Annotated in this window: 24 protein-coding genes; 15 read left to right on the forward strand and 9 right to left on the reverse strand. The window is 36.9% G+C overall.

What is annotated here, in order from left to right; genetic code table 11:
- Positions 1–423: 423 nt before the first annotated feature.
- Together QSE00_RS07865 and QSE00_RS07870 are read right to left on the reverse strand one after the other, a co-directional pair.
- Positions 424–1185: a DUF4145 domain-containing protein gene (locus QSE00_RS07865; protein ID WP_286105530.1), complete on the reverse strand. Its 762-nt coding sequence runs from the start codon at positions 1183–1185 to the stop codon at positions 424–426.
- An 86-nt stretch (positions 1186–1271) separates the two neighbouring features.
- Entirely contained in the window at positions 1272–1550 is a 279-nt protein-coding gene (locus QSE00_RS07870; protein WP_286105531.1) for a helix-turn-helix domain-containing protein, read from the reverse strand.
- Positions 1551–1622: 72 nt separating this feature from the next.
- On the opposite strand from QSE00_RS07870, the gene QSE00_RS07875 reads away from it, so the two are divergent.
- Positions 1623–1868: a site-specific integrase gene (locus QSE00_RS07875; protein WP_286105532.1), complete on the forward strand. Its 246-nt coding sequence runs from the start codon at positions 1623–1625 to the stop codon at positions 1866–1868.
- 157 nt (positions 1869–2025) lie between these two features.
- Here the strand turns inward: QSE00_RS07875 and QSE00_RS07880 are convergent, their stop codons facing one another.
- The 3 genes from QSE00_RS07880 to QSE00_RS07890 all read right to left on the reverse strand — a co-directional run bounded on the left by QSE00_RS07880 (position 2026) and on the right by QSE00_RS07890 (position 3924).
- A complete protein-coding gene (locus QSE00_RS07880; protein WP_286105533.1) occupies positions 2026–2553 on the reverse strand; it encodes a hypothetical protein in 528 nt (175 codons plus the stop codon).
- A 1-nt stretch (position 2554) separates the two neighbouring features.
- On the reverse strand, positions 2555–3496 hold the full coding sequence (locus QSE00_RS07885; RefSeq protein ID WP_286105535.1) for a hypothetical protein: 942 nt from the start codon (positions 3494–3496) through the stop codon (positions 2555–2557).
- A gap of 149 nt (positions 3497–3645) precedes the next feature.
- Positions 3646–3924, reverse strand: a complete 279-nt coding sequence (locus QSE00_RS07890) for a helix-turn-helix domain-containing protein (RefSeq protein ID WP_286105536.1) — start codon at positions 3922–3924, stop codon at positions 3646–3648.
- A 314-nt stretch (positions 3925–4238) separates the two neighbouring features.
- Between QSE00_RS07890 and QSE00_RS07895 the strand changes: the two genes are divergently transcribed.
- The 8 genes from QSE00_RS07895 (at position 4239) to QSE00_RS07930 (ending at position 15247) form a co-directional block, all read left to right on the forward strand.
- The gene (locus QSE00_RS07895) at positions 4239–4607 is read left to right on the forward strand and encodes a hypothetical protein (protein ID WP_286105537.1); all 369 of its coding nucleotides are present in this window, start codon (positions 4239–4241) and stop codon (positions 4605–4607) included.
- An 88-nt stretch (positions 4608–4695) separates the two neighbouring features.
- Complete coding sequence (locus QSE00_RS07900) at positions 4696–5586, forward strand: AAA family ATPase (RefSeq protein WP_286105538.1); 891 nt, start codon at positions 4696–4698, stop codon at positions 5584–5586.
- Entirely contained in the window at positions 5567–6550 is a 984-nt protein-coding gene (locus tag QSE00_RS07905; protein ID WP_286105539.1) for a DUF3871 family protein, read from the forward strand. The genes QSE00_RS07900 and QSE00_RS07905 overlap by 20 nt, the downstream gene beginning before the upstream one ends.
- Before the next feature lie 17 nt (positions 6551–6567).
- Positions 6568–6819, forward strand: a complete 252-nt coding sequence (locus QSE00_RS07910) for a hypothetical protein (RefSeq protein ID WP_286105540.1) — start codon at positions 6568–6570, stop codon at positions 6817–6819.
- A 1366-nt stretch (positions 6820–8185) separates the two neighbouring features.
- Positions 8186–9661, forward strand: a complete 1476-nt coding sequence (locus QSE00_RS07915) for a type I restriction-modification system subunit M (protein WP_286105541.1) — start codon at positions 8186–8188, stop codon at positions 9659–9661.
- Positions 9658–10860, forward strand: a complete 1203-nt coding sequence (locus QSE00_RS07920) for a restriction endonuclease subunit S (RefSeq protein WP_286105542.1) — start codon at positions 9658–9660, stop codon at positions 10858–10860. Before QSE00_RS07915 ends, QSE00_RS07920 begins: the two co-directional genes overlap by 4 nt.
- The gene (locus QSE00_RS07925; RefSeq protein WP_286105543.1) at positions 10857–11801 is read left to right on the forward strand and encodes an SIR2 family protein; all 945 of its coding nucleotides are present in this window, start codon (positions 10857–10859) and stop codon (positions 11799–11801) included. The genes QSE00_RS07920 and QSE00_RS07925 overlap by 4 nt, the downstream gene beginning before the upstream one ends.
- Entirely contained in the window at positions 11801–15247 is a 3447-nt protein-coding gene (locus tag QSE00_RS07930) for a DEAD/DEAH box helicase family protein (protein WP_286105544.1), read from the forward strand. Before QSE00_RS07925 ends, QSE00_RS07930 begins: the two co-directional genes overlap by 1 nt.
- 436 nt (positions 15248–15683) lie before the next feature.
- On the opposite strand, the gene QSE00_RS07935 is transcribed toward QSE00_RS07930, so the two are convergent.
- Positions 15684–16994, reverse strand: a complete 1311-nt coding sequence (locus tag QSE00_RS07935; protein ID WP_286105545.1) for a serine hydrolase domain-containing protein — start codon at positions 16992–16994, stop codon at positions 15684–15686.
- Positions 16995–17285: 291 nt separating this feature from the next.
- Between QSE00_RS07935 and QSE00_RS07940 the strand changes: the two genes are divergently transcribed.
- On the forward strand, positions 17286–18113 hold the full coding sequence (locus tag QSE00_RS07940) for a sialate O-acetylesterase (RefSeq protein ID WP_286105546.1): 828 nt from the start codon (positions 17286–17288) through the stop codon (positions 18111–18113).
- Positions 18114–18473: 360 nt separating this feature from the next.
- Here QSE00_RS07940 and QSE00_RS07945 read toward each other — a convergent pair whose 3' ends face one another.
- The 3 genes from QSE00_RS07945 to QSE00_RS07955 form a co-directional block, all read right to left on the reverse strand.
- The gene (locus QSE00_RS07945) at positions 18474–19562 is read right to left on the reverse strand and encodes a Gfo/Idh/MocA family protein (RefSeq protein ID WP_110355391.1); all 1089 of its coding nucleotides are present in this window, start codon (positions 19560–19562) and stop codon (positions 18474–18476) included.
- A gap of 215 nt (positions 19563–19777) precedes the next feature.
- Positions 19778–20317, reverse strand: coding sequence for a hypothetical protein (locus tag QSE00_RS07950; protein WP_286105547.1), 540 nt, complete (start codon positions 20315–20317; stop codon positions 19778–19780).
- Positions 20318–20411: 94 nt separating this feature from the next.
- Positions 20412–20855 (reverse strand): hypothetical protein, encoded by a 444-nt coding sequence (locus QSE00_RS07955; RefSeq protein ID WP_110355389.1) that lies wholly within the window; start codon positions 20853–20855, stop codon positions 20412–20414.
- A gap of 215 nt (positions 20856–21070) precedes the next feature.
- Between QSE00_RS07955 and QSE00_RS07960 the strand changes: the two genes are divergently transcribed.
- Genes QSE00_RS07960 through QSE00_RS07980 form a run of 5 tightly spaced genes read left to right on the forward strand, consistent with a single transcriptional unit; the run spans position 21071 to position 25677 of the window.
- Positions 21071–22174, forward strand: coding sequence for a DUF2891 domain-containing protein (locus QSE00_RS07960; protein WP_286105548.1), 1104 nt, complete (start codon positions 21071–21073; stop codon positions 22172–22174).
- Position 22175: 1 nt separating this feature from the next.
- Positions 22176–23369: an Nramp family divalent metal transporter gene (locus QSE00_RS07965; RefSeq protein ID WP_286105549.1), complete on the forward strand. Its 1194-nt coding sequence runs from the start codon at positions 22176–22178 to the stop codon at positions 23367–23369.
- Positions 23370–23373: 4 nt separating this feature from the next.
- Positions 23374–24111 carry a 5-oxoprolinase subunit PxpA gene (pxpA, locus tag QSE00_RS07970; RefSeq protein WP_353477450.1) on the forward strand — a complete coding sequence of 246 codons (738 nt, stop codon included), beginning with the start codon at positions 23374–23376 and terminating at the stop codon, positions 24109–24111.
- Entirely contained in the window at positions 24108–24845 is a 738-nt protein-coding gene (gene pxpB / locus QSE00_RS07975; RefSeq protein WP_110355385.1) for a 5-oxoprolinase subunit PxpB, read from the forward strand. The genes pxpA and pxpB overlap by 4 nt, the downstream gene beginning before the upstream one ends.
- Positions 24838–25677: a 5-oxoprolinase subunit C family protein gene (locus tag QSE00_RS07980; RefSeq protein WP_286105550.1), complete on the forward strand. Its 840-nt coding sequence runs from the start codon at positions 24838–24840 to the stop codon at positions 25675–25677. Before pxpB ends, QSE00_RS07980 begins: the two co-directional genes overlap by 8 nt.
- Positions 25678–26074: the final 397 nt, after the last annotated feature.

Consider the following 26074-nt stretch of genomic DNA (forward strand, 5'->3'; position numbering starts at 1 on the left):
AACGAACCGAAATCACTGGCGCAAAACGAACCGAAATCCCTCAGGGAAGTGGCGCAGTTTGAACCGAAATCACTGGCGCAATGAAACCGAAAAGCCTGGCGCAATTTGGTCCGAAGTATCCAAGAGTCCTGCTATGACACCTAAAAGTACTACACCTAAGGCAGTATCAATTAGGTAATCATTTAAAACTGATAAATACATATAAAATTATTTAGATTAATATGAGGTAAAGATAGACTGTTAAAACATACACATGCTGTAGACTTACAAACAACATATCAACAATACCTTAAAAATTTATTACATATTATACTGATAACCAGTTATTTACAAGATCAAAATTCCTAAAAATTAATCCATGCGATAAAATGAATCAATCCCATGAAGAGTTTACTGGCAGATCATTCCATCTCTTAAGCAAAGTTATTTTCGCTTTCGAGTTCCTTTTCGTTTATTTATCTCCTTTGTAATCTTTAAAATTTCCTTTTCCTGGTTATCATATAGTTTGGTCAAAGTATATTCCAATAATCTATAAGCTTCTAAAATATCTATTGTTTGTAAATTTCCTAAGTGACTACCTGTATTACCAATCCATTTTATAGCTAAAAGTAATTCTGTCAAACCTGGATTATTAAAGATCAGAATTCTTTTATGCAATGATATAGGTTTGCGTTGATTTCCAATTATTTCAAACCTTTTCACTTTATTCTCGTTCATTATTATTTCGAGGGAGGTTCTAATCCTATTAGCACTTGCTGGTAAATCTGACCAGAAAAGTTTAAATGAATTAATAATTTCATTTTTGACCAATTCAGGGCACTGGTCTGGAATGTCAAAAATTCTTAACGCCGGCTCGAAAAATGATGGAACAAAAACCTCGTCGTATTCTAAATGATGTTGATCTAATTCGTAATCATAATATCCATTAGGCTCAGGATTCCCTCTTCCTGTAAATGTGATATATTCTGAACAAACTGAACATCTAAGGGCCCCAGAAAATATTAGATCTATCCATTCGATTTGCCAGAATTCATCATCCTCCCTCATTCTTTTTGATTCAGCTGACTGATCCTGAAAAAAACGATCTATCAATAATTCTAATGATTGACTTTTACAATTGGGACAAGGCCATTCAAAATTGGAATCTTTACTAAAATGTCTTTTTGTCCAGATTTTTATATCCATATTTTTTCAAATTATACACAACTAGTTGTTAGTGAGTTAAATTAATTATAAAAATCATGAACAAACACTTTTTAAAGAGATAAAGTTTACACTATTTTAATTAAACTGGTTTCAATTTCACTTCGCTTATAGTAAACTCTATACCCTATGCCATATGATTTCAACCTACCCTTCTTTGTCCAATTCCATAGAGTAGTGATGTTGATTTTAAAATAGTCTGCCACCTCTTGTCTGGTCATTAACTCTACAGGGGCCATAGGTTGGAAATTCATTTTGATATTTTCCAGTTCTTCTTCAACTCTGGTTAATTGGTCCAGGACAGATTCCATGGCCATGGGTAAATCTTCAAATCTCAAATGTTTCATATCTGCTGCATTTATGTTTTCTTGAAAATTAAATTATTTTCAAAAAAGTCATCCGTTTATCAATCTATATAAGTGCCCCACGTACTTCTTAGATTCCCCAATCAAAAGATCAATTCCTATCTAAAGGAAATAGGGGCGATTGTAGGCACTAACAATCCATTAATTCATCATTTAAAGCGTAAGACCTTTGCGTCCAGTGTAGTGCTTTATAATGATGCTCCTATGGGGCTATTAAGTAATTCATTGGGGTATTCCAGTATGCAGATTACTAGGGAAATTATGGAAAGGTTATTAAGAAGAGAGTTAGTGACGCGATAAAAAGGTTGTCTAGAAAAATCACTTGAAAGATCAGCTTAATGTTAATGTACAGGATTCCTCCATATTCAGTTGAAATAGGATTAAAAGGATATAATATCTCAAGTAATCATTGTAGCCTTTCAACCGGTTTGACTGTAGTCAATATTGAGTACTCTCCCTATTTTTCACCATTTTTCTTTAATAAAATATATACCCTATTTAAAACCATTATGAGGGTTAACAAAAACAGAGTCAATAAAAAGTAATTCAGACCGATTATTATCTTATTTATCAACCAATCATATTGGAATTTAGGGATATCAATAGACGTGAGTAGCAATGTAAGAACTATCAAAATAGATAGAAGAATACAAAAGGATATATTACTATGAATTTCTTTTACAAATTTTTTCTTCAGATCATTATCTTCCTTTGACGCATCTTTTTCTATGTTATCTAATTGACTATAAATGATAGCCAAAAGGTTGAATAGAAACCCTCCGAAGATTGAAATTGCTGCTATCAAGTTCCCTAACTGGTCTTTGAAATCATAACCCCTATAAGCTAGGACATTAGCAAGTAATAGCGGAATCCCAATAAATAAAAGTACATCTTTTCCATTAACCAAATTTGACTTTTGATTCAAGCTTCTTAAAGTCTTAAAGTGGTCTTTAATAATTGTTGTTATATTAATACGCTCCAACATATTAAAGTCTTAATTCAATTAAATCCCTAATAAGTTCCTCACTTTGTTCAATTAATGATTCAAGGGTTGGTTCTCCCTGGTCCGTAAACTCGATTTGAGCTGTTACATCTACATCAGGCTGAATTCTATGTTTATGCATAACATAAAAAGTTTTACGTTTGCCATTTAACTCTAATTCAAATTCTACTTCATCAAAGTCTTCATCAATTCCCTCTATCTCGATTCGCTCTTGATCCGGATTAGTAAAAAGTTCATTTACAAAATTTTTGAAGTTTTGAGGCAAACTTGTTGGCGACAGCATGGATGTTTTTAAAGTACCGGGGATTTGCTCTGGAGTTCCTCCATTCCTATAATATTCCTCAATAGAGCTTGGTATCCTTCTTTTAATAAACTCAACCTTTTTTAAATTTCCATCAGCCATCATTCTTCTATAAACCCTTCCGTGTACAATATTATTAACTAATACCGTATAGTCTTGATAACCTTGTTCCTTTACGTATTGATTAATGGTTTTTTTGAAAACTGTCTTAATTCCAAATTTAGCCTTACGTTGGAGTATTAAGGCTCCATTATCTTTTTGAGTTGGCATTTGAATATAAAAGAATATATTTCTAAAAGCAGCGTGATTTCTCTGTACTTCTAAAACCTCTTCTCTAGTGTCAACATCACGTATTTGATATTGCTCTCCACTAACACCTGTTGAGAAGTGTCCATAGATCCGCCTATTTTCGTTATCAACAGTTGGTGGTGCATCCAAAGTCAAATGCAGAGACGTAGTTTGTCTTGCATCAGAAGTTGCCAAAATGTTCTCAAAAATAGTATTCAAATAATTTTCAAATACTCTAAAAAAATCATCTTCCCCGTTGAAATGACTCAAGATTTGATCATTTTTCTCTCTGTCCTGAATCTTTATCAAATATGTGGAAAGTAAAATCTTATCCATATTCTTCGTATTGTAACCAAGTAGTTTACATCACTATTCATCTTTACATGATTAGATGTCCTGCTTGAAAGGATGAATATAATTCAAAAATGAATTAAACGTTCAATTAAATAGGTTAAACAAAATTTAAGAACGTTTAAAAATTGAATTTAGTTTATTCTAACTAGCCTACTTTCAATCTCACTTCTTTTATAATACACTCTATTGCCAGTCCTATAACCAGATAGAATTCCATTTTTTGTCCATTGGTGTAAAGTAGGAAAGGAAATTTTAAGATAATTTGTCACTTCTTGTCTGGTCATTAACTCAACCGGGGTCTTGGGTTGGAAATTCATTTTGATATTTTCCAGTTCTTCTTCAACTCTGGTTAATTTGTCAAGAATGGTTTCCATGGCCTTGGGTAAATCTTCAAATCTGAGATGTTTCATATCAGTTGTATTTATTGTTTCCTGAAAATTAAAATTTTTTATTTTTTTTCAAATGATCATACACTGAATAAACTATAAAGAAGCCCCTCCCCAATTTAGAATTGGGTTGCTTGGGTACTTCCTTTATTCGGATCATCCTTCAAACACCTTGCTAGGCCATCCGACGCTGTTTAAGAGCGTATTTTACATTTGTCAACCCCAAGTGCCATTACTCAGTCTGCATTCGCTCCGCTCATGGAATCAAACTTCACCCCACCCTTTTTAAGTCCTGGGAGATAGGATTGGCTTATCTCATAACTAAAATCTTAAACAGTATGACCAAGTACAAACAAATTGAAAATCCGGAAACGGGTGAGACAGAATTCTTATTCAATGCTACGTTGCTAAAAATTGGAACAAGTGAATTGGAAAACACCAATGGCAAGCTTTACAAAATTGTAACTCTGAAATTCAATTTGCCAGATGGTGAGGAAGTGGAGCGCACAGCTATGTGTTACCAGTCTAACTATTCCTATGGTCTAGAAGTGGGTAAAGACTATTTATGTAATCTGAGTTTTGATGAAGAAAACAATCCAAACATCCGCATGTCACATTTATCTAATGCGAATCGAGTCACTGCTGATGACTTCTCTGGCTTGTTGCAAGTATCAAAACAACTTATTGATGATCAGGCAGTGATTTAACACTGAGTATTATCTAATAACCTCTAAGGACTTATACAGGCTATGTGTAAGTCCTTTTTGATTAACTAATTATTTAAAAACAACTATAATGGAAATAAGAATATCCGAAAGGAAAAAAGCAAAGATAAAGCTGGCGCTTCAGGGCTGTGCAGGAAGTGGAAAAACCTATTCATCACTGCTCATTGCAAAGGGCTTGGTAGGTGGAGATTTCACCAAAACAGCTATAATAGATACGGAAAATAGGTCTGCTGACTTATATGCGCATTTAGGGGATTACAATGTGGTTTCCTTGGATCCTCCATATTCCCCAGAAAGGTATATAGAGGCCATTGAGCTTTGTGAAAGGGCAGGAATGGAAGCTATCGTCATTGATAGTATATCCCATTGCTGGGACTATCTATTGGATGTCCACAGTAATATGTTGGGCAATAGTTTCACAAATTGGGGGAAGGTGACACCCAGGCAAAATGCCTTTGTCAATAAAATACTTCGTTCCAATGCCCATATCCTCTCTACAATGAGAGTAAAGCAAGACTATGTGTTGAATCAAAAGAATGGTAAAATGGTTCCTGAAAAGGTTGGTTTGAAGGCCATACAAAGGAATGATCTGGATTATGAATTCACTATTGTTTTTGACATAGATAGTGCACACAATGCCAAAGCATCTAAGGATCGTACTGGTCTATTTATTGATAAGCCGGAATTTATAATCAATGCAAGTACCGGTAAAAAGATAATTCAGTGGTGCGACCAAGGGTCCGGAACAGGAGAAGAAAAAGTTAGACTGGAAATTGAAGCTTGTGAAAGCATTGAAGAATTGAGACTTGTCTATTCTAAACATCATAAGATTCAGGATACTATCAAGCCAATGATAATGGCCAAGAAGCAATTACTGGAGAATATACAATCTCAAGTAATATCAAACACACAAATCATACAACAATCTAAAAACCAAGAAAATGGAATTGATAACAGTTAATAATAAAAATAATATAGATACCCAGATTATCTCAGAAGAAGATATTACTATATCAAAAGGGCCCTTTATAGAGGCTAACACGGAACAGGTGACATTAGATCACCTTAAAAGTGAGTGTATTATACCAAACTATAGTGATTCCGAAAGCACTATAGCTCATTCAGAATTTATTGATGCCACAAACGAAGTAGTCCATGCAAATTTTTCAGGAGCTAGGATATTACAACCCAATATCAGGATATCACACATAATCAAAGGCCGCGTCCCCAGTGCACTAGGCAAACCTGTCAAAGAACTTCAGCAACATGAAAAAACCATTTATTATCAACGATGTGCCTTCATGATAGAAGTGCCAAGTTTGAAAGAAAAAGTGAACAACAATCCACTGACTTTGACCATAGGTGGGGTTAGGGCTCTTAATCAAGAAAATTTATATAGTAAAAGAAATCTTGAAAAATTTAAAGTATTCATTGGCTTCAATAATTTGGTTTGTTGCAACCTATGTATCAGTACAGATGGGCTAAAAGCGGACATTAGAGTAAGTAGTGTTACAGAATTGAAAGATAAGATCCATGAGTTGATTCATTCTTTTGATAAAGATAGATTTCTTGGCAACATGGAGCGCATGAGCAAGTTTAGTCTCGATGAGTTACAATTCGGACATACTATAGGGAAGATGAAAATGTACCAACATCTACATAAGACAGAGAAAGTTGGCAAACTGGCACTTGGATTGAATGACAACCAGATCGGAACAGTAGTGAAGAACTACTATGAAGATGATAATTTCAATCGAAATCAAGAAGGATCCATTAACCTATGGCGGTTGTATAATCTCTTTACAGAGGCCAACAAGTCGAGCTATATAGACTCTAATTTAGAGAGAAACGCCAATGCCTTTGAGTTTGTTTCGGGCCTTGCAGATTCTATGCAGAATCGAACTGAAAACTGGTTTTTAAATTAAGAAGTCTTGGATATTATATGAACAAACGAGACTTGGCCGAACAGCTTAAATACAGCTCATCTGACTGGATCTATATAGTCACTTGGAACAACTTACTGAAAAAGCTTCACACGCCTTTTAAGGTGCTTGTATTGATACCCATAGGACAGTTAGACAAGGGGAAAGTTGTTTGGGTGGAGCTTGTGAAAGTGACAATGGATCTAAAGACTGTATTTGTTATAGACGGCAATGCTTATTACTACAATTATTTCGAGATTCTAATTGATTAAGCATTTTAAAAATAGGAGTTTATGAATTTTGTATAACCAAACTTTTGAGAATCCTCTCCTAATTTAATGAACAAAAGGACCTGAAAATGTTGTGTTCACATTGGAAAAGGAGAGAGAAGGGCCGGGTTACTACTCCAACTTTTTCTCTTCCTAATCCAAAACACCCCCATTTTGACTAAATTTCATTGTTTCAATACTTAGCCAGATAATTATAAATCGCTAAAATGAATACATAAAACGCTCGAATCATTGCCTATTTGAGATTAAACTATTTGTTAAAATGAGATTATGACCTCCTTAATTCAAAAATCATTCAAGGTTGATAACTCTTAACAATACTCCAATCAAAAATTGTACTGGATTCATACCTTTGAAGTGTACATTTTAGCTATAATAGTGATTTGAATTATGTCCAGTTCATGTCTATATTAGTACAAGAAAATTGTACTACTCCACAGGGTAGAAGTAATATAAGCATTCAGAATGCTAGCTTGCCTACTATATAGAAACTGTGGAAATTCTATTAAGTAGGCATTTTTTTTAAATTAAGAGCACTGTCAGCCTTGAGGATCCAGAGTGATTATTAGGGGACAAGACATTGGATTAGTAACTGCAGGATTGTAATAATATCCATACATAGCGGCGAGGTTTTCTCCGGTAGCTCTGAAAAATGGCCTTAATATAAGTTAGTGGGTGGATAATAGGAACAAGTAGTATCCTGTTGAATTAACAACGAGTTAGTTATCCATGAGGGTGTAGGTGTAAAAACTGACGTACAGCACTGATGAAGTTTAAGGTTTAAATCGGTTATGAAGTAATTCAATACTCAAAGGAAGTACAATTCCTAAAGGGGAAAACTCTGCTTTGTTTTGAAGTAATTCCAAATGAACAGATAGGTACTAAATACTTATAGCTGTTTAAGATCATGCCGATAGCTCTTTAGGTCTAACTAAAACTAACGTAGGTAATACTAAGATTGTTCAAATAGGTTCTGTAAGGGTCTCATTTGGCCTTTTTCTTCTACTTTTCCAATAGGGGTAATGATAAAAGAAAGAAAAGTGTATTCAATCAGGTTTAAATAAATGGGTACATAGCCAAAAACAATTCAGTGGCAAAAGCCCCTAAGGGCGATGGGCCAAACAAACCCTGCATCAGTTAAAGGAGCGAAAGAAAGAAAGAAAGAAAGAAAGAAAGAAAGAGAGGGTTTATATGGAAGTACTGTTAAGATCAAGACGACTCATTAGGTCGTCTTTTTGGTTTTGTAGATTTAGGAAATCAAAATAGGTGAGGAGTAATCTAATTTTTCCACTATATTTATTTTTTCAAAAATCTAAAGCTTTAATCTTAGCATATTCCAAAAAAATTAATGATTACAGGAGAATTAAAATCACAGGTAGACAAGATATGGGATGCCTTTTGGACAGGAGGAATATCTAACCCCTTATCTGTTATAGAACAGTTTACATATTTGCTTTTTATAAGAAGACTAGATGAGCGACAGCTGCTGGAGGAAAAAAAAGCCAATACTGTTGGCATAACTGTCCAGAATATCATTTTCACACCTGGACAAAAAGAGTTGAGATGGAGCTCCTTCAAAAATAAAGATCCCCAAAGTATGTTCGATGTCTTTACTAAACCTTTGGTAGATGATATGACAGTCTTCGACCATATGAAACAAGTAGGAGATTCTGCCGGAGTGTTTGCTAAGTATATGAGCCAAGCTACTTTTATCATTGCTACCCCAAGATTAGTGGATCAAGTGGTGCAGTTGATTGATAAGATCAATATGAATGATAGAGACACCAAAGGAGATTTGTATGAGTACATGCTCTCTAAGATAGCCTCTGCAGGAACCAATGGGCAGTTTAGGACCCCAAGACATATTATAAAGATGATGGTGGATATGACACAGCCTAAAAAGGATGATGTCATATGTGATCCTGCGTCAGGTACTGCTGGTTTTTTAGTGGCCGCAGGTGAGTATTTTAGAAACAATCATAAAGATTGGTTTTTAGATAAATCCTTTAGAGATCATTTTAACAATGAGATGTTTAATGGGGTAGAGATTGATGACACTATGATTCGGATTGGGGCTATGAATTTACAGCTTCATGGAATTGAAAATCCTAACCTTGTAAAGAATGATGCACTTAGTGAAAGTGCTGGAGACCTAAGAAACAAGTATTCCTTAATATTGGCCAATCCACCCTTCAAAGGTAGTTTGGACTATGATGCCGTGGAGAATTCTATATTGAAAACTGTCAAGTCTAAGAAGACAGAACTGCTCTTTTTGGGGCTAATATTGAGAATGTTGAAAAAAGGCGGCAGATGCGCTGTAATTGTACCAGACGGGGTGCTATTTGGAAGCTCTAACGCCCATAAGCAGATTAGAAAAGAGATTATAGAAAATCACAAACTTGATGCAGTTATCTCTATGCCCAGTGGGGTGTTTAAGCCCTACGCAGGGGTAAGTACAGCTGTACTCTTTTTTACTAAAACAGGCACAGGAGGCACAAATACCGTATGGTTTTATGACATGCAAACAGATGGTTATAGTTTGGATGACAAGCGCCATGAAATTAAAACAAATGACATCCCAGATATTCTGGCCAGATACCATAATCTTAGTGATGAAGCCAATCGAACTAGAACCGATCAAAGTTTCCTAGTCCCTATTGAGGAGTTAAAGACCAATGCTTGGGATTTGTCTATAAACAGGTATAAGGAGATACACTATGAAGAAATTGAATATTCCCCGCCAGCTGAGATTATAAAAGATATTGAAACCCTAGATCAAGAAAGAAACCAAGCATTGGCTGCTTTAAAAGAGATGTTGAGATGAGGATAGTTGAGTTAGGAAGTTCTGTAGAAGTAGTGACAAAAGGCACTACACCAACATCAGTTGGTAAGCGTTTTACAGAAAGTGGTGTTAGATTCTTACGTGCTCAAAATGTGATAAATGGGAAAGTCTTTATCAATGATGATATTCTGTTCATAGATGAAGAAACACACAATTCAGAACTGCAGAGGTCTCAGATAAAAAAAGGTGATGTGCTTGTTACAATAGCTGGAACGATTGGAAGGACCGCTATTGTGGAAATTGAAGAGGATTTGAATTGTAATCAAGCAGTAGCAATAATTAGACTTGGAGATTCTCAAATAAATTCTAATTTTTTGTGTCACTTCATTTCTAGTCCCAACGCTCAATCTCAGTTCGTCAAAGGAAAAGTTACAGCAACAATACCAAATCTTAGTCTAGAACAGGTTAAGAAACTCAAAATCCCCCTCCCACCACTAGACCAACAAAAAAAGATAGCTTCCATATTAGATGAAGCAGATACCTACAGGCAAAAAACAAAAGCTCTCATAGCTAAGTATAATGAGTTAACTCAAAGCCTGTTTATAGATATGTTTGGTGATCCTGTGAAGAATCCAAAGGGATGGAGAAAAAATACATTAGAAAATATAACTTCAAAAATAGGAAGTGGAGCCACTCCTAGAGGTGGAAAAGAGGCTTATAAGGAAGAAGGCATTTCCTTGATAAGAAGTTTAAATGTTTATGACAACAGATTTAAATATAAAAACCTGGCTTTTATAGATTCTGATCAGGCTTTCAAACTTAAAAATGTAATTGTGCAAGAGAATGATGTTTTGTTTAACATAACTGGAGCATCTATTTGTAGAAGTACAGTTGTGCCAAATGATGTTTTACCAGCTAGAGTTAATCAACATGTTTCTATCATACGACCAAATAGAGCAATAATTTATTCTTTGTTTTTAAGTCATTTATTAATTTCTCTAAATGTCAAAAGAAAACTTCTCGGAATCGGCTCTGGCGGCGGAGCAGTTATGGAGGCTATTACAAAAGAACAATTACAGAATTTTAAAATAATTATACCCCCAATTGACCTCCAAAACCAATTTAAAGAAAGAGTTCAAGCAATAGAAGCACAAAAATCACAAGCTAAGGCCAGCTTGGTACAAGCAGAAGATTTGTTTAACAGCCTTATTCAAAGGGCTTTTAAAGGGGAGTTGGTATGAAAAGAAGAAAAAAAAATTTAAATGCTTGTAAAACATTATCCGATCACCCAAAACAAATATTTCTATTTGGTAATGGCATTAATAAGGGAGTCAAAGACTTAGAAACTACTTCAACCTTTTATGTTGGGTGGGAAGATATTCTCGATAGTTTAAATAATAAGTACGCTGATGGTAGAATAAATGAGATTTATAAGAAGCCATTTCCCCTGGCATATGATGAAATTGTTAATTATAATTTTTCTCATAAAACAAATGATGAAATAGAGATTAAGAAATTTATTCAAATTGAAGTCGGCAAAATTAAATTAAACCCTAGATATGAAGATCTTCCTAAGCTTAGGTATGATGAAATTTTAACCACCAACTATGATTATTTATTTGAAAAAGCTCTGAATATTGAATGGAAAAGAAAAAACAATTTTGGTCATCGAGAAATTTCCTTTAGTTGTTACCGACGACAAGAATTAAATGAAAAAAAAATATGGCACATTCATGGTGAACAGTGTTCATATAGTTCAATATTGTTTGGATTTAGACATTACATCAATTATAGTGCTAGGGTAAAAAAGCAAGCTCATGATGACCTTTTTTCGTTAAAAAATAAAATTCATTTATCTGACCAAAAATCATCTTGGGTTAAATATTTCTTTACGGATAATATTAGAATAGTTGGATTGTCAATGAAACATACAGAATATCCTCTATATTGGGTATTGGCTTATAGGAACTACTTAAAGGAAAGTCATCCAGCCTATATTATTAAAAACCGAATAGAGTATTTCATTCCTAGTTTTTCAATAGAAAAAAATAGAAATATTCTTGAAGCATTATCTTCTTATGGTGTAATTATCAGAAGTTTTGAGTTGGAGAATGGTGATTATGATGGATTTTACAAAGCAGTTTTCAACAATCGATTGGGTGAAATATACAATATCTATTAATGAGTAATTTCCAATTTCTACATAGGGAATGGCCTGCCATATATAGTGAAGCGAAAGAAGCAGAACAGCTTACTTTAACGTCTCCAAAGGCCAGTGCCATGATTGCAAGAAGTACGCTTGAAAAAGCGGTGCAATGGCTCTACCAAAATGATGTAGAATTACAATGGCCTTATGATACCAAACTCTCCAGCTTAATACATGAGCAGTGTTTTAGAGAAATCATTAAACCCTCCATGTTTAGGGAAATAAATCTCATCCGTCTAAATGGTAATGCGGCTGCTCATGGAAAATCCATTACACATGATCAGTCAATTGCAAGTATAAAAAACCTATTCAGGTTCTTGAGCTTTATAGGCGTCTATTATAGTGAAGAGGAAATCAATGTTCCATCCTTCAACATGGGCCAGATTCCAGATGGAAATGAGCAAAAGGAAACCCTAAAGGCTCTGCAACTGTTAGAGTCGCAATTAGATAAAAGAAGAGAAAAAGACAAAGAGGAACGTGCCAAGCTTGAATCACAAGCAGCTCAAATTGAACTACTTCAAAAACAATTAGAGGCTCAGCAAAAAGAAAGTACCCAACGAAGAGTTGCAAGAGAAAAAACAAAAGATCCCAATAAAACTATTCCTATACTAATTCCAGAGTCTGTCACTAGAAAGCTCTATATAAATGTATTATTAAAAGATGCAGGTTGGGATAATTTAAACGCAGGAAGGGAAATAGAATTTGAGGTAACTGGTATGCCAGTAAGTACCAATCCTTCTCGAATAGGGTATGTCGATTATGTACTTTGGGGCAAGGATGGTAAGCCTTTGGCTGTTGTAGAAGCTAAAAAAACTATGGCTGATTCTCGAAAAGGCAGACATCAAGCTGTACTCTATGCGGATTGTTTAGAACAAATGTATGGGCAACGCCCTGTTATTTTCTATACCAATGGGTTTGAAACCTTTATTTGGGATGACACCTTTTATGTTGATCGAGAAATACAAGGATTTTACACCCAAGATGAATTACAACTACTTATAGACAGACGAATCACCAGAAAAGACCTAAGTAGTTTTAAAGTTAATACAACCATTGTCGAACGAGATTATCAGTTAGAAGCTATTAAAAGAGTTTCTGAGAACCTGGTTGTCAATACGAAGGAAGGTAGCTTAAGAGGGGCTAAAAGAGAAAGTCTATTAGTAATGGCCACAGGTAGTGGAAAGACAAGAACTGCAGCAGCTATCGTAGATATGTTAACTAAGTGTAATTGGGCTAAAAGGATATTGTTCCTAGCAGATAGAAATGCATTGGTTAGGCAAGCTAAAAATGCTTTTAAAGAGCACTTACCGGACCTCTCCTCTATTGATTTAACAAAAGAAAAACAAGATAATAGTACACGCTTAGTGTTCTCTACCTATCCAACCATAATCAATAAAATTGATAAAGTTAAAACAGATGATGAACGTTTCTATGGTGTAGGTCATTTTGATTTAATCATCATTGATGAAGCACACCGTAGTGTGTATCAAAAGTACAGAGCAATCTTTGATTATTTTGATGCTATGATCATTGGGTTAACAGCTACTCCTAAAAAGGAGATTGACCGGAATACCTATGGGCTTTTTGGAATAGAAGATGATAACCCAACCTTTGCCTATGAACTAAATACTGCGGTTGATCAAGGTTTTTTAGTGCCTCCAAAATCAATTAGTGTTCCACTGAAGTTTCAAAGAGAAGGTATCAGGTATGCAGATTTATCAGACAGGGAGAAGGAAGAGTATGAAGAAAAATTTGGAGATCCTACTAACGAGGAAGTACCGGAGGCTATAGGTAGTGAAGCTATTAACAAATGGCTATTTAATACAGGTACTGTAGATAAAGTGTTGGAACACTTAATGAATGATGGCATTAAGGTAAGCGGAGGAGACAAGCTAGGTAAAACTATCATCTTTGCAAAGAATCATTCGCACGCTATTTTTATAGAAGAAAGATTTAATAAGAATTACCCAGAGTATTCTGGAAAGTTTCTAAGAGTCATTGATAATTATGAAACCAAGGCACAAGATCTTTTAGAGAAGTTTGCAGACCCTTTTGATGAGCAAGAGCCACAAATTGCTGTGTCAGTGGATATGATGGATACTGGGGTAGATGCACCTAGGGTTGTCAATTTGGTATTCTTTAAAATAGTAAAAAGTTCTTCCAAGTTTTGGCAAATGATAGGCCGTGGCACTAGATTATGTCCAAACTTATTTGGACCTGGAGAAGATAAAAAAGAGTTTCTAATTTTTGATTACTGTGAGAACTTTGAATTCTTTGATGAGTATCCAGATGGAGCCACGGCTAATAACATGAAACCTCTGCTACAACAAATTTTTGAAGCCAAGGTAAAAGTATCTCAACTGATTGCACACCTATCGGATAGAACACCTGAGGAGATTGAAATAAGAGATAGCTATCTAACGGAACTACATAAGACAATATTGAACCTAGATGAAAGTAGGTTTAGAGTAAGGAAAGAGCTCAGGTATGTAAAAGAATATAGTAATAAAAGTAGGTGGTTAAATCTTTCAAAAAGTGATGTCCAAGAGATCAACAGCCATTTAGCACACTTGCAGCCTCCATCTAAGGGAGATGATGAGCTAGCTAGAAGATTTGATATGCTAGTGTTGGTATATCAAATAGTACTCCTTACCGGGTCTGGAGATACAGCCAAGTATATGGGTAAAATTTTTAGAACTGCCGTTGCTTTAGAGAAGAAGGATAATATACCTCAAGTATCTGTGCATTTACCCCTAATAAAGGAACTACAGACTGATCATTATTGGGAGACCATAAATGTGAAGAAATTGGATGAACTTAGAATTGCCCTAAGAGAACTGATCAAGTACTTAGAAATTGAAAAACAGGAGCCTGTATACACTAATTTTGAAGATGAGCTAGATTATGATGGTATTACAACAAGACAACCTGTAACCTCATATGTAAGTTTGCAATCTTATAAAGATCGTGTAGAGAGTTATATAAGAAAAAATAAGAATCATTTGACCATTCACAAGCTGTCCACCAACTTACCAATTACCAAAGCGGAGCTTAATGAATTAGAAAAAATACTATTTGCAGAGGGTGTTGCCGGTACCAAAGAGGAGTTTGTAAAGCAATATGGAGAAAGGCCCTTAGGAGCCTTTATAAGAAGTATAACAGGGCTTGAGCAGGCAACATTGAACGAAGCCTTTTCAGAATTCTTACAAGTAGGTAATTTGAGAGCGGATCAAATGACTTTTATAAAAACAATAGTATCCTTTTTGTCAAAGAATGGAACTATTGATAAATCAATGTTATATGAACCCCCTTTTACGGATCTCAATGATCAAGGCTTAAGCGGTGTTTTTGATAATGATGCAGACATAGTGAAAATTGTTAGAATAATTGACCTCATAAATGGAAATGCTGGTGTAGCGTAATTTCTATTGTATCTATAAACTAGTCCATACTTATGATTTAAAATAACAGCAGTCATTGAAGATATTTATACTTACACATTCGGGTGAATCACCGAAGCCATTCAGTACCGCAGTCTTGACCGTGAAGGATGGTTGGGGTAAAACTGCCAAACCATACACTGATTACACTATAATTCATTATCAATATTCACATTATGAAAATCCATTTCAAATTTTTTATTACAGCTACCCTTTGAACAGGATTCTAAGCATTGGATAAGACAAAAGCCCTGGCACTTCCAAAAATTAATACTAAAGGCTTCCTGAAATCAAGGATTATATATAGCGCAAAGTCGGGAGACTTTGCGTAGCTGGCTTTGCGTAACTGGCTTTGCGTGGCCGTCAATAATATGCAGCAGCAGAGACAAACAACCTACAACATTGAACTTTTACCAGTTTATTCCAAATGCAGTTGGACTAAATCATCACTTTTCTTAAAATTGTTATAGGGGGCCGTTTTTCCATATATTTCCTTCACTATGGCATATAGATCCGGGATAACGGTTTTGGCAATTCTACTATTATTGCTCAAAAGTACGCAAATACCCAGATCTGCTTCTGGATAAATAGCAATTTCATTTCTGTAGTTGTTGACACTTCCACCATGATGCCAAATGGTTTTCTCTTGGTCCGAATCCTTTTCATGGAATTTATGTATTCTCCACCCATAACCATAGTAAGAGGCTTTATGTCCGGGCCAATGTTGATAATACTTACTTCCTCCCTTTATTTCTATAAATGGGGAAAAAGTTTCGGCAAGAGCCGATTTACTCATTAATTCAGGATTATGCCCCAATAGAAATCGCATCCATTTGGCCATATCAACAGAACTGGCACTAATACCACCCGCTGCAATGGCGTTGTAATAATTATTGGAAAGTGGCAATGTTTTCCAGCTGTTTCTTCTTTTGGAATGTGGCATGGCCACATTTTCCGTGTGCGTCAAGGTTTCATAATCCATGGTCGTAGAACACATGCCCAAGGGATTAAAAAAAGTATTGGTCAACACCTCACTAATATCCTGTCCGGTTGCTTTGTGTATCATTTCCCCACATAATGCGAACATGGCATTCTGATAACTGTACATGGATCCTGGTTCACTTATCGGTGTAATGTCCTTAAAACGTTGTGCGATATCCTGTAGAGGTAGTCCAGCCTCCACAAGGTTGGTATAACTGTGATAAGGGGTTCCTGAAGTATGCGATAATATATTGGCTAAGGTGATTTTATTCGTATTGTCCTTGTCACCAAACTTAAATTCTGGTATAAAATCGCTCACCCTATCCTCCCAGTGCAATTTTCCCTCATCCTTTAATTCAGCAGCCAATACCCCCGCAAACCCTTTTGAAAGGGATCCAAGCCTAAAAATGGTCCCTCCATCCACACCCTCGTCACGATTGATGTTTCTTTTGCCATAACCATCCGAAATTAGAATGGAATCATCCTTTACAATACTCACACCCGCTCCAACAATATCGCCTGCTGAAATAGCCTTGTAAAAATAGGCCTGTAGGGCTACTTTCAGTTCATCTTGATGTTTTTTGTATAGGAGATTTTCTTTGGCGGCCAAAGCGTCCTTCAAATGTTCAATACTTGTAACGGCCACTTTGGGTCCCAAATCAGGGGCCGACTTAAAAGCGTTTAAAAAAAGTGTTACCAGTGTAAGGATTAAAAGCGAAATTCCGATAAAGGTTTTGCTTTTCTTCATAGGGGGTGCGTTTTTTAAAGGTAATTTTTGCTAAATATAGGATGATATACTTAAATAACGGATGAAATGCACTGTTTCTTATTTATGTCCCAATTTTTTTTATACTATAACAGTATTGGTTTTGCCCGAAATCCATCAAAAAGTACTGTGTCATGTCCCTGCGCCAATACCAATCTTTTCATTATCCTTGGTATACGGCTAAGGACACAAGCATAAATAAATAAATTAATATATTGTAGCTGTTAAAAAAAACACCAATCAACAGTGGAAGCTAATACCAATGGACCCAAAATGACTAAAAAAATATTTTTGTTTTCCTTACTTACATTTTCCGTAATTTTTTGGTGTAGAGGGCAGGAAAAAGACAAAAGGACCCAATTCTTTCCAAAACTTGAACTGTCTGTGGACAATGTGCCAAATAAAGAGAATCTATGGGTCTTTCTTCTTGCCGGGCAGTCCAATATGGCAGGAAGAGGCCTAGTAGAACCTCAGGATACCATACCCAACAAAAGGGTATATACCCTAAACAAACAAGGCAATATCATCATTGCTCAAGAACCTTTACATTTTTATGAACCATCCATGGCAGGATTGGATAGTGGTCTTTCCTTCGGCAAGGCCTTGGCGAGGCGTATCCCGGACAGTATATCGGTACTGTTAATTCCCACTGCAGTAGGGGGAAGCTCCATTTCACAATGGCTAAACGACTCCATCCATAGGGAGGTTAAACTTTTGTCCAATTTTAAACAAAAGGCGGAATTGGGTAAACATTATGGGACCGTAAAAGGGATTCTATGGCATCAGGGAGAAAGTGATGCCACAACCAAGTTGGCTCCATTATACCAAAGCAGATTATCGGAATTGTTCCATCAATTTAGAAAGATAATTGGAAGGCCAGAGACCACCATTGTCGTAGGGCAACTGGGCAGTTATTCTACCAATTCTTTATGGTCCAAGATCAATGACCATATAAAATATTATGTATCCACCGATCCATATACCGGGATGGTCAAAACCCAAGATCTAAAGGACAAAGGGGATAAGGTGCATTTTAACTCCGAGGCACAGCGACTTCTAGGCGAAAGGTATGCCAGTGAATTTATTAAATTACAACCTTAGCCTTATTTAAGTATATGTATTAATGTTGTAACCACATAGCATGCATACGGATCCTTAAATTGCCGTAACCTCATTTAAGAGGCTAGTACATAAATGGCCCAAGCAAAACAAAAGGCGCAAAAGAGATAGAATAAAAATTGATTTAATGTAGTATTTTCCTTCATATGTCAGGTTTATATATAAAACCCCGAAATGAAAGGAAAAGCATTTTCGTCCCCATGTATGGAACATAATTTCGACGACATGACCCCAATTCGGATGAAGGGTCAAAATCATCTATCAACGTCAAATTCCATAAATCCGTAAAACCAATAAAGTCAACGGTTTACCGATATTTTACCCAACTATCTTCACACTAACCTACAATTTTACCACACAATTCTGTGCAGCCGATTTGTAGATGGCCTCAACCACGCGAATATCCCTTAAGCCTTCTTCCCCAGGAACGAGCAGGTCGGTTTTGTTCATAATGGCCATAGCATCCTCATCCATTTGTTTGGCTTGCTGGCTGGGTATGGAAAATTTTATGATGGTCCCATCGGACATACTTCCATTATTGCCATTGTAGGAACTATGCGGTTCCATTTTCAACCACCCTTTTTCATAATTTACTTGGAGATGGTTCATATTGATTCCAAAACTGGTCTGGCAGGATGCCCGGGCCCCGCTGGGAAATTCCAATTGGAACATCATGGTCTCCTCTACTTCGTGATAAATTTCAGGTCGGGTAGTGGAGGCCTGCGCCAAGACCGAAATGGGTTCTTCTCCAGTGGCCAAACGGGCACCTTGTAGGGCGTACACCCCCATATCGCCCATTACGCCTCCACCTAATTTTTTATTTTGTTTCCAATGGTTGGTCCGGCCGTCAAAATATCCTGCGGCAGAAGTGACCATCCTTACTTTCCCAAATGGCCTTTCCTTGCCCACTTTCATATAGGCCTGAATATTGGGATCGTGCTGACAACGGTACCCTATAGCAAGTTTTACCTTATTGTCCTTGCAGGCCTTGATCATGGCCTCACAATCGGCCACAGAAGGTGCCATGGGCTTTTCGCACCATACATGCTTACCGGCATTGGCCGCCCTAATAGTATATTCTGCGTGCATCGACGGTGGCAATACCACATAAACTACATCGATATCCGGGTTATTGGCTATTGTATCAAAATTATTGTAGTTGTATATATTCTTATCCTTAATACCATATTTTTCCTTCCAAACAGGAATTTTTTCGGGACTACCGGTTACAATACCCCTTAATTCACAATTGTTGGTCAATTGTAGGGCAGGGGCAAGAAGATCGGTGCTGTAGTACCCCAATCCAACCAGGGCTACTCCTAATTTTTTATTTTGAGTCCTGGTCGAGGACAATAATATTTGAGGTGTAAACGCACTGGCTGCTGCAATTAACCCAGCCTTTTGAATAAAAATTCGTCTTTGTTTTTCCATGGCTTCAATTTAAAGTCAAAAAATACCACAAAATTTTGATATTTCCATGAAAATTTGAAAAGCCTTTGAAGATGAAAAAAAACTACAGTATTACAACGATTGCACACTCACTTTCCGGATATCGCAAATCTTTAATCAATATACGTACTATACCACATCCTATTGAATTTCAAGTATTTACAATTACACCGTAAAATTAAAGGGCGTAGAACCCCTTATTCCTTCTTTTGCAGGTTCTGTACCAATAGGTCCTTTAAAACGTAAGCGGCCACAAGTATGAATCCCGTAATCAGGGTAGGAGTAGCATACTCCCATTCCAATATTTTAGTGAGGCTTCCGATAATTATGGCCAATATGCCGATAATCATCATGGTGTTCCACATAAAATACGCAATATCGCTCCTATTATCTTCCTTGTCATCAATGAGATAAGATGTGCCTTCCATGATGATCCAAATAATGAATGCCAAGCCCCCTAATACTTGAAAAAACTCGTTGTGGGATATATTCAGAATTTTAAAAATTCCATTTAAGGACCAAGAAGTAACTAAAACCAATTTGTTGTATTGCAGAAATCCTTTCTTTGTCCTTTTCCAAAATCGCCACGCGTACAACACACCAATAGCACTAAGGGCAAACAAAATAATTGGATTTGCGAGGGTCGTAATATGTAGAATTTTAAAAAGAAAGCCTACAACAAGTAGGGAAATGGCAATTCTTAAAGGTGTTCTCAAAATCTTCTTTTCTGTTTCCATAAAATTGTTTTTAAGATTCATTGCATTTCAGTTCTGCTTGAGCCGAAATGCCTCGGTCCTTACTTGAAAAGACATTTCCCTATGGCATCAAAGGTTAAACGACCTTGATATTGGCCTTTAGTCCTTCCATTATTCCCAAAATATTATCTACGGTTTCCTTTAAATAATATTTGATGAGTACATGGGGGATACGAATGGTGGTAAATCCATTTCTAAAAGAATGCATAGCCTCTTCCAAATCATTGATGGCTTGTTCTTGGGTAATGGATTGGTATTCCGTGTCTATCTCTATATTAAGTTTTACCCTGGATATAGCAATATCAACTGATTTTTTTCCATCCCACCATTCCAGCATTGGATTTACTCCTGCATTTTTTAAACCATAGTATAATTGTATGGCTTCTTTGGGGGTACTTTTAAGTTTGATCAGCTTTTCCATTCTGCTTTTGTGCTTCGCACAAAGCTCTATTCCCAAGAGATCCATCGCTCTTTTGTGGTCAAGATAATCAAGCTCTTTATTACAATCTAAACATGTCATTCAAGTAGGTTAAAAATTTAATTTGGGATTATTATAACCGTAATATTTTTAGATTATTATATGTGGGTTATCCAAAAAGGCCATCTTTTAGACGAACTGCAACTTTTTAGATGAACGACCTACTTTTTAAACCACATGGCCTTTAAAAAACAATTATTCTTCCGCATTTTGGAATATCCCTATATATTTACATATTCGCTTTTCAAACCAAAATAATGGACCATAAAACAATCATTACTACTTTTTCGATCTTTGTCTTTCTTGTAAGCTGTAGGAATCAACAAAAGACATTACCTGATAATTCTTTATCCATGGCTCTGCCCGAGCTAACTTTTAATGAAGCCAACCGGCTGGTGCGTTTGCCTTTGGAATGTCTACAGACCGAATATCCCAACAAATTAAATCAGTCTCTACAGGATTCAACACATTTGGGCGGTCCGAAACAATTGCATCCCGCATTTTATGGTTGCTACGATTGGCATTCCTCAGTACATGGTCATTGGTCCTTGGTCTCTTTGCTAAAGCAGTTCCCTAGTTTAAATCAGGCTTCCACAATACGCAATAAATTGGTAGAAAATATTTCCAAGGAAAATATTATGGCCGAAGTAGATTATTTTAACATGATAGGGAACAAGTCATATGAACGGACTTATGGGTGGGCTTGGATCTTAAAATTGGCCGAGGAGATCCATACTTGGCAGGACCCTTTGGCCCGTGACCTGGAAGCTAATTTACTACCTTTGACAAATTATATAGTGGCTGCCTATATAGAATTTTTACCGAAATTAAATTACCCCATTAGGGTTGGGGAACATAGCAATACCGCATTCGGGCTTTCCTTGGCTTGGGACTATGCAGTTGTTCTTGAGGACGACGCCTTAAAAAATGCCATTACCACCAGTGTTGCCCGTTTTTATGAAAGCGATGCCAATTGCCCTTTGAACTGGGAACCTAGCGGATTCGATTTTCTATCTCCATGCTTGGAAGAAGCCAATCTGGTGAGAAAAATATATAGCCCTGACAAGTATAAGAAATGGTTGGATAAATTCTTACCGCAATTGGCCGATCCCCAATTTAGTCTGGTACCCGGAAAAGTATCCGACAGAACAGATGGAAAATTAGTGCATTTGGATGGCCTCAATTTTAGTAGGGCCTGGTGTTTGTACGGTATTGCGCAGACACTTCCCCAATACTCCCATTTAAAACAAATAGCCACCGATCATATTAACTATTCCCTCCCCGGTATAATTGATGATAATTACAGTGGTACCCATTGGTTGGGAAGTTTTGCATTATATGCCTTAAATACAGCCCAATAGGATGAAATGGAAGATGGGGCCAGGAGTGTTGGTAGCGGCAGCCTTTATAGGTCCTGGTACCGTTGCCGTGTGCTCCATTGCGGGAGTACAATATGGATATTCACTTCTCTGGGCCATGTTGCTCTCCATTGTGGCCACTGCGGTACTACAAGAAATGGCGGCGAGATTGGGAATTGTGACCCAAAAGGGATTGGCCCATGTTATAAAAGAAGAGATAGGTGTTCGCTGGATAAAGATGATGGTACTGGGTTTGATCCTGGCAGCAATAGTCATAGGGAATGCAGCCTATGAGGGCGGTAATATAGGAGGTGCTTCCTTAGGTTTGGAAGCTATATTTGGACAGGAATATCTAATTTTTTATCCTTGGATAGTGGGGATTTTTGCATTTCTACTCTTGTTTTTTGGCAATTATCAGGTTCTGGAAAAGGTATTGGTATCCTTGGTCGTGGTCATGAGCCTATCCTTCTTACTGACCGCCATAATTACAAAACCCGATATTTCATCCATCTTACATGGCCTTTTCATCCCCAAAGCTCCAGATGGAAGTATTTTGACCATTATTGCCTTGGTAGGCACCACAGTAGTACCCTATAATTTATTTTTACATACCTCTTTGGTAAGTGAAAAATGGAAGTCCAAAGAAAATTTGAAGGAAGCACGTAGGGATACCCTATTGTCCATTGTTCTGGGAGGTACGGTATCTATGGCGATCGTTGTTACTGCAACTGCCATTCCGTCCAACGAAATTAGCAACATAATGGATATGACCAAAGGCCTGGAACCACTTTATGGGGAAGGCGCCAAATATTTTATGGGAGTAGGACTTTTTGCGGCGGGGATAACCTCTGCCATTACCGCACCTTTAGCCGCTGCCTACGTGGCCAACAGCTGTTTTGGATGGAATACCACTATGGACAACCTGCGGTTCAAAATGGTTTGGATGATCATTTTATTCGTTGGCGTTCTATCCATGTCCATAGGAATAAAACCTTTGGAGATTATTAAATTTGCCCAGGTGACCAATGGGATGCTATTGCCAATTATAGCTGTTTTTCTACTTTGGATCGTTAATCGGAAAACAGTAATGTTGGAGTATCAAAATACACAATTTCAAAATATATTGGGAATTATAATCATTGTGTTGTCGGTCATACTTGGTATAAAAAGCATATTAACCGTATTTGGGTTATTTTAAAGATATGATGAATATCGACATAAATTGTGACGTAGGGGAGGGAATAGGCAACGAAGCTCAGCTAATGCCATTGATTTCCTCCTGTAATATTGCTTGTGGTGGCCATGCCGGGGATACAGTCACCATGATGAAAGTGGCCTCATTGGCCAAAGAAAACAAGGTTCTCATAGGGGCGCACCCATCTTATCCGGATAGGGAAAATTTTGGGAGAACCAGTATCAAAATTGCCAACGATGAATTAAAAAAAAGCATCCAAGCCCAATTGGAAGAATTAGGAACTGTTCTAAAATCCTTGGGGGCAGTGCTGAACCACATAAAACCCCATGGTGCCTTATACAATGATGTAGCCAAGGACAGGAAATTGGCAGCGGTATTTTTGGACTCTATTGAAAAATATAAAAAGGAAGTGTTTCTATATGTGCCGTACCATTCCAAAATAGGGGAGGAAGCCCGGCGCTTAGGGTTTCAAATAAAATATGAGGCGTTTGTAGATCGCAATTATAACGAAGACCTCTCCCTAGTGTCCCGCAAAGACCCTAGGGCCATGATTCAGGATCCCAAGGCCGTTATGGACCATTTACTGATTATGGCTACAAAAGGTTCGGTTTTGACCCTTTCCGGGAGGCTAGTAAAAATCAAAGCGGACACTTACTGTATTCACGGGGATTCTCCAACAACTTTACAAATATTAGCGTATCTTTCAAGACATTTACCAAAGAACCAAATCTTAATAAAGAAGTGAGTAATTTTAACATATCGGTAAGGCAATTTGGTGCCCATGCCATATTGGTGGAGTGGCCAAATAAGGTGGAAGAAACCATATTGAATGAGATTCTTCAGTTCATTCAATACTTAAAGGAGAATCACTTGGATGAAAAGGAGTGGGAGTTTGTACCCGCCTATAATTCACTCACATTGATCTGCAAGGACACTCTTCTCGATTTTGATTATTTTAAACCCAAGATCAAGGAATGGTATGCCATAAAAGGCAAAATTGAACCAGCTACGCGGTATCTCTGGCGATTGCCAGTATGTTATGATTTAAAGTTTGGCTTGGATCTGGAGGAGCTGTCGGAAAAATTGGGCAGATCCATAGCAGATATCACTGCATTACACTCCAAGGGTATCTATACAGTATATGGCATTGGCTTTTTACCTGGATTTATGTACTTGGGCGGTGTGCCAGAGACTCTGGAAGTGCCACGCAAGTCCTCGCCAAGACCCAAGGTACTTATGGGCTCGGTTGGCCTGGCCGGAAAACAAACAGGAATTTATCCGCAGGATTCACCTGGAGGTTGGAATATTATTGGCAAATGTCCCATTCCCATGTTCGATGTAAACAAGGAAAACCCCTGTTTCGTTAAAGTGGGCGATAAAATACAATTTTACCCAATTTCAATGGCGGAGTACCAATTGCACAAAATTGAAAGTGAGGTTGGGATTTATAACATAGAAAAAATAGTGCTCAATGCTTAACATTATAAAATCGGGCTTTTTCACTACTGTACAGGATTCCGGTAGATTTGGCTATAGGGACAAAGGGGTGCCCGTTGCCGGGGCTATGGATTCGTTCACCGCCTCAAAGCTAAATACCTTGTTGGAAAATGAGGAAAACAGCGCCGTCCTCGAAATAACCATGACGGGACCAACCCTGGAATTTGAAGAGGATACCTATATTGTTTTGGGCGGTGCGGAAATGTCGGTTACCCTGAACGATATGGCCGTTGAGAACTACAAAGTCTACAAGGTCAATAGTGGTGATATCCTATCCTATGGCAAATTATTAAAGGGATTCAGGGCCTATTTGGCAATTAAGGACGGGTTCAAGACTTCCCTGGTGTTGGGAAGCAGGTCTTTCTTTAAACCAATTACCGAACACGATTCCATTAAAAAAATCCCTGCTCTTCCCTATAATAAATATAAAGAGTTCAGTCCCAAAATTACGAAACTCAAAGTAGACTCCGTTTTGGACAAATCACAATTGGAAGTCTTTAAAGGGCCTGAATACAATCTATTGACTGATAAACAGTTGTCCCAAATATTTTACAATGAATTCTCGGTTGCCAACGAGAACAACAGAATGGCATATCAACTCAGTGAGGCTATTGAAGGCAACACTCTATCCATGTTGACTTCCGCCACATTGCCCGGTACGATACAACTTACCCCTGCTGGAAAATTGATCATTTTAATGAAGGATGGTCAGACTACGGGTGGTTATCCAAGAATTTTGCAGTTATCGGACATGGCCATGTCCATTTTAGCACAAAAAAGACCAGGAGACCTTATTCGTTTCAAATTAAAATAGGGGGTGGAAATTTATTTCTTTGTCAATTAAATTTTAATGCCTAATTTTACACTTATGAAAATAAATGGAAGCATAATAAAATTGGTCATTATCGTCCCATAACTGGGATGATACGGATTTCTATTTATTTAAAAAGCCTGTATCAGATATATTTGATACAGGCTTTTTTTTAAGGTTTTGACAAACCAAAAGCTTGGATTTATGTTCTTTTTAAGTGGATAACAAAAGGTTTATCAAAGAATAAAAACCTACTGAATATGATATGGTTTATATGTTTAAACATTTGATTATCAGATGTTTAAAATTAAATCATTATAATTGAATTTAAATCAATTATTTATGTTAATAATCTAAGGGGTTTTAAACTTTTATCTTTGGTAGTCGTAGTTTATATAGG

This window comes from Arenibacter flavimaris (assembly GCF_030291335.1).
Taxonomy (GTDB): domain Bacteria; phylum Bacteroidota; class Bacteroidia; order Flavobacteriales; family Flavobacteriaceae; genus Arenibacter.